Genomic DNA, 5,043 nt, shown 5'->3' on the forward strand with positions numbered 1-5,043 from the left:
CATCACCATCCGCACCAGCTCGGCGAGTGAGTCTGCGCGCATTTTGTCCATCACCCGGGCGCGGTGGACCTCGACGGTCTTGGCGCTGACACCCAAGGCCGTCGCGATCTCTTTATTGGATCTGCCGTCCGTGACCATGGTCATGACCTCGTGCTCGCGCGGGGTGAGCTCCGCCATGCGCGCGGCAATGTCCGCCCGCTGTGCCCTCAGCGCACGCTGCTTTTCATCGTGCTGTAACGCGTTGCGGATGCTGACGATGAGCGCCTCGTCGTCAAACGGCTTTTCGATGAAGTCCACGGCGCCGTTCTTCATGGCCTTCACGGCCATGGAGACATCGCCGTGGCCGGTGATGATGATCACGGGGATGCGGTGCTCGCGCTTGGCAAGATAGGCCTGCAGCTCCAGCCCGCTCATGCCCGGCATGCGCACGTCGAGCAGCAGACACCCCGCCCGTCCGGGGTAGAAGGCATCCAAAAAGGCTTGGGCGGAGTCGTAGGTCTCAACCCGCATGCCCATGGACTCAATGAGCCATTGCAGGGAGCTGCGCATGGCCTGGTCGTCGTCGACCACGAAAACGGTCTCTTCCCGGCTCATCGGCCTGCCCCCGCTGCCATAGGCGGTGCAGCCTCTTCGGGCGCTTGCGGCTCGGCGGCGAGCGCTTCCGCCGCCAGCGGCAGGTGCACGTGGAACACCGTACCCCGGCCCGGCTCGGATTCGGCGCGGATCTCGCCGCCGTGATCGTCGATGATGGTCTGACTGATGGCCAGCCCCATGCCCATACCGGTCTCCTTCGTGGTGTAGAACGGATCGAACAGGTGTGCCATGCGCTCCGCGGCAATGCCGGGGCCGTTGTCGGCCACACCCACGACGGCTTCGGCGCCGCGCACCAGGGTGAAGATGGCGAGGTGGCGCTCCTCGGCCGGCTTGTCCTCCAGCGCATCCAGGGCGTTGCGGACCAGGTTCAGCAGCACCTGCTCGATCTGCACCAGGTCCACGTTGACCGGGATCTCGCCCTCGGCGAGGTCCAGCTCGATGCGCAGTGCGAGCTTGCCGGTCTCGAACTCCAGGAAGCCGCACACCTCGCGGACCATGTAATTGAGGTCCACGACGCTGCGCACCGGCGCCTGCTTGCCCACCAGCGCACGCAGCCGGCGGATGATCTCGCCGGCGCGCTGGGCCTGGGCGGAGATTTGGCGCATGGCCTCCACAAGCGGCTCGGTGTCCAGCATGCCGCCTTGCAGCCGCCGGCTCGCGCCCTTGGCGTAGTTGACGATGGCCGAGAGCGGTTGGTTCAGCTCGTGTGCCATGCCGGTGGCCACTTCGCCCATGGTGGAGAGCCTGCACACGTGCACCAGCTCCGACTGGTGCTGGCGCGACTCCTGCTCCGCCCGGCGCACGGCGGTGGTGTCGCGGGCGTAGATGTTCACGTAGCCGAGATCCGATATGGGCACGAACAGGAGCGAATAGACCTGCTCGCCCTGGTCGTCCTCGCGCTCGCGATTCTGGCCCTCGTCCAACGCCGCATGCACCTCCTGGGTCCAGTCCACCGGCAACAGTCGGCCGGGGCCGGTGCCCCAGGCATCCGTCAGCGCACGGCTCGCGGCGTTGGCGTAGACGATGAGACCCTCCGCATTCACGCGCAGGATGGGGTTCGGGCTTTCGCTTGCGAAGCGCGCCAAGCTCTTGATCTCCCGCTCCGCCGCCTTGCGTTGGGTAGCGTCGTGGATGTACAGCGTGTAGACGCGCTCGTCGTCGATGTCGATGGGGACAATGGACATCTCCACCGGAAAGCGGGAGCTGTCCGCACGCTTCGCCCAGAGCTCACCCCGCGCATGCGGCCGGCGATGGCCACCGTGTTGGCGGCGGCCGGAGTCCGAGAGCATGTCTCGGAAAGCGGCGTGCTCGTCGGCATCCAGAAACCGCCGCGCGAAATCGCCGTTCTTGGCGTCCGCTGCCGTCAGCCCCAGCATGGCCTCGGCCATGGGGTTGTAATCGATGATGAGCCCGGCGCGGTTCAGGGTGACAATGGCATCCAGCGAAGCCTCCATGATGGCCGCCTTGAGCGCCTCGGTCTCGCGCATCTCATGCGCGTGGCGCCGGTTCATCTCCTCGCGCGCCTTGAGCACCAGATTGGTGAAGTGCTGAATCCAGTCCTCCAGCAGCAGCAGCTGGTTGCCGCCGCGCTTGAAGTTGGGCTGCTCGATGTCGAGCGCACGCTGCGAGAACCGGGTCATGCGCGTCAGCACCCGGTTTAGGCGCGCGGACACCAGATAGATGACCAGCGTAAACACGGCGATGAATACCAGCGCAGCGATAAGCCGTTGGTTGCGCTCGAACTCCACCACCCGCTGGGTCATCTTCTCCACGCTCGAGTGCGGGATGAAGGTGGCGAAGAGCATGTTCCAGTTGGAGCCTTCGTACTCGGGCAGCGATTGGGAGGTGACGACGAACTCCTCGCTCCATTGCTCCAGCAGGGTGCCGGGGATGAGCTGCTGCGGCTCGTTGGTGGCGAGGATGCGCTGTTCGTCCGAATCCACCAGGGCCACGGCCGAGCTGTCCGCCGATACGCTGCCCTCGGACGCCGCCAGAAAATCCGCGTCAATGGGCACCACCACCGCCAGGTGCCCCATGCCGTAGCCACCCGCATCCTCCACGCGATCGCTGACCACCAGGACGGGCTGGTCGCCGGCGCGCGCCAGCACGGTATGCACGTCATCGCCGGCGTCCACCCAGTTGCGCGCCTCGGCCAGCAGCTCCGCCGGCAGCGGCGAGGTGCCGGCCTGGTATACCTCGCGCACCTGCCCGCGGGTGTCCATCAGCAGGACGTGGCTCGGAGCCAACAGCGCGTTGCGCTCGAAGAAGTCCGGCAGCCAGAACGGCCGGAACTGCTCGTACACCACGGGCTCCACGTTCTCTTCAGGGAACCAGAACAACGGCTCCAGGTACTGCGCCAGGCGGCGATGGTTCGCCAGGAGCCGTGCCGTGGCGGCATAGTTGTTCATGTACTGGTCGAAGCGCAGCAGGCTCTCGCGCGAGCGCAGGTCGAGCCGGGCGGTAAGCTCCTTGTTGAAAATGCGCTCTACCGCCCGGCTCTGCACCTGATCCAGCACACCCCAGACCGCGAGCCCCGCCACGAGCCCGATGAGGATCGCGATGAGCGGCATCGGCAGGTACCGCAACAGCCGATAGGCCGCTGGCTTCACGGCAATTGTCGGCAGGCTTCGGCGCATGGTGGCGGCTTGTTTCACGCCGTGAGTCTAACCCATGGCACCGTCGGCTCGCAGGTGCGACAGCGCCTGAGCCGCGCCGGAACCTTCCAGCCCGCGCACGGCCCGATGTACCAAATCAATGACAGCCCGCCACGCATCCCCCACACTGCCGTCATGACCGAAACCCTGACCCCAGACGCAGCCACCGCGCCGACGCCCGACCTCAGCAAGGCCCGCAGCCCTGGGCTGCTGCGGCGGCTCGCCACCATGCTCTACGACCTCATGCTCCTGGTGGGCGTGGTGGTGGTGGCGGCTGCGGTGTTCTACACCGCTTTCAGCGTGCTCACGGGCCGCGACAGCATCACGGGCGTCGCCAGGGTCGTGTTCCAGCTCTACCTGCTGGTGGTCATCGCCGCCTACTACATCTACTTTTGGACGGGCGGGCGGCAGAGCCTCGGTATGCGCAGTTGGCGCACCCTGCTGCTGCGGGCCGACGGCAGCGCGCTGGGATGGACCGACGCGCTGCGCCGGCTCGCCTTCGCAGCGCTCACCCTGCTGCCGCTGGGCGCCGGCCTGCTGTGGGTCTTGTTCGATCGTGACGGACTCGCCTGGTATGACCGGCTCTCCGGCACCCGGCCGGTGCTTGCCGCCAAGCCCGCGCGCAAGCGGCGCTGACGCCACACGCCGGTGAGCCCACCGCAAACCTGCAAGCTCCACCATCATCCCTGTGGACTACCGCATCATCCCAGTCACGCCGTTCCAGCAGAACTGCACCCTGCTGCGCTGCGCCGACACTGGAGCGACGGCCATCGTCGACCCGGGCGGCGAGCCCGAGCGCATTACGGCAGCCCTTACCGCGATGAACGCGGAGCCGCTCATGATCCTGCTCACGCATGGCCATCTCGATCACGTGGGCGCCGCGCCGATGCTGGCTGAGCAGCTCGGGCTCCCCATCCTCGGCCCGCACCAGGACGATGCTTTCTGGCTCGATGCCCTGCCGCAGCAGGCACAGATGTTCGGCTTTCCGCCACAGCCGGCCTTCCGCCCCGAGCGCTGGCTCACCGACGGCGAGGTCGTCACACTCGGCGAGCGCAGGCTCGAGGTGCTGCACTGCCCCGGCCACACGCCGGGTCACGTGGTGCTCTTCGACGCCGAGGCTCGCCTCGCCCAGGTGGGCGATGTGCTCTTCGCCGGCGGCATCGGCCGCACCGACTTCCCCCGCGGCAGCCATGGCGACCTGCTGCGCTCCATCCGCGAGCGGCTCTTTCCCCTAGGCGACGACGTGCGCTTCATCCCCGGACACGGCCCCATGAGCACCTTCGGCGAGGAGCGCCGCCACAATCCCTTCGTCCGCGCCGGTGCCTGACCGACAGAGCAGCGCTGCGCGACGCGGGCGCCCGGTCCATACTTAGGGAAGCGCCGATGTGTTGGCGCTTCCCGTCCGGGGCAGGATGCCCCGCCATTTTTAAGCGCGTAAGCGCTTAAGAATGAAGGAGCCGGGAGACCGTGTCTTCCGGCTCCGTCCGATTTTTGGCCAGGATGGCCAATCAATCGGTATCTCCCTTAAGCGCGAGACCACGCGCAACGGAGCAGGCCATGCCGAAAACCGACTGGAGCACCCGGAGCTCCCCCGAGCGGCGCCGCCCCTTCCTGCCGCCGGCGGAGGTCGATGCTGCGCGCGGCGAGCCGCCGAAGCCCGGGGCTGACGGCGCCGACCAACAGCGGCGGCGCAACCCCGGCGCGAAGGAGGCCCCGCCGCGCAGGCACTTCGTCGAGCCCTACCCCTATACACCCACACAGCGCGAGGCCATCGCCAAGGCCCTGTCTGCGAGCG

At 67.5% G+C, this 5,043-nt stretch carries 5 protein-coding genes; 3 read left to right on the forward strand and 2 right to left on the reverse strand.

Annotated elements, in window-relative coordinates; all coding sequences use genetic code 11:
- Positions 1 to 594, reverse strand: a 594-nt coding sequence (fixJ, locus tag I6U14_RS16265) for a response regulator FixJ (RefSeq protein ID WP_296900604.1), incomplete at its 3' end; no start/stop codon positions are given.
- Positions 591 to 3,248: an ATP-binding protein gene (locus I6U14_RS16270; RefSeq protein WP_367115683.1), complete on the reverse strand. Its 2,658-nt coding sequence runs from the start codon at positions 3,246 to 3,248 to the stop codon at positions 591 to 593. The genes I6U14_RS16270 and fixJ, both read right to left, overlap by 4 nt.
- A 3-nt stretch (positions 3,249 to 3,251) precedes the next feature.
- Between I6U14_RS16270 and I6U14_RS16275 the strand changes: the two genes are divergently transcribed.
- From I6U14_RS16275 to I6U14_RS16285, 3 genes are all read left to right on the forward strand, one after another.
- On the forward strand, positions 3,252 to 3,884 hold the full coding sequence (locus tag I6U14_RS16275; protein ID WP_296900606.1) for an RDD family protein: 633 nt from the start codon (positions 3,252 to 3,254) through the stop codon (positions 3,882 to 3,884).
- Positions 3,885 to 3,936: 52 nt separating this feature from the next.
- Positions 3,937 to 4,575, forward strand: a complete 639-nt coding sequence (locus tag I6U14_RS16280; protein ID WP_296900608.1) for an MBL fold metallo-hydrolase — start codon at positions 3,937 to 3,939, stop codon at positions 4,573 to 4,575.
- A 230-nt stretch (positions 4,576 to 4,805) separates the two neighbouring features.
- Positions 4,806 to 5,043, forward strand: a 238-nt coding sequence (locus tag I6U14_RS16285) for a hypothetical protein (RefSeq protein ID WP_296900610.1), incomplete at its 3' end; no start/stop codon positions are given.

The sequence above is a fragment of the Thiohalocapsa sp. genome (assembly GCF_019695415.1).
Taxonomy (GTDB): domain Bacteria; phylum Pseudomonadota; class Gammaproteobacteria; order Chromatiales; family Chromatiaceae; genus Thiohalocapsa.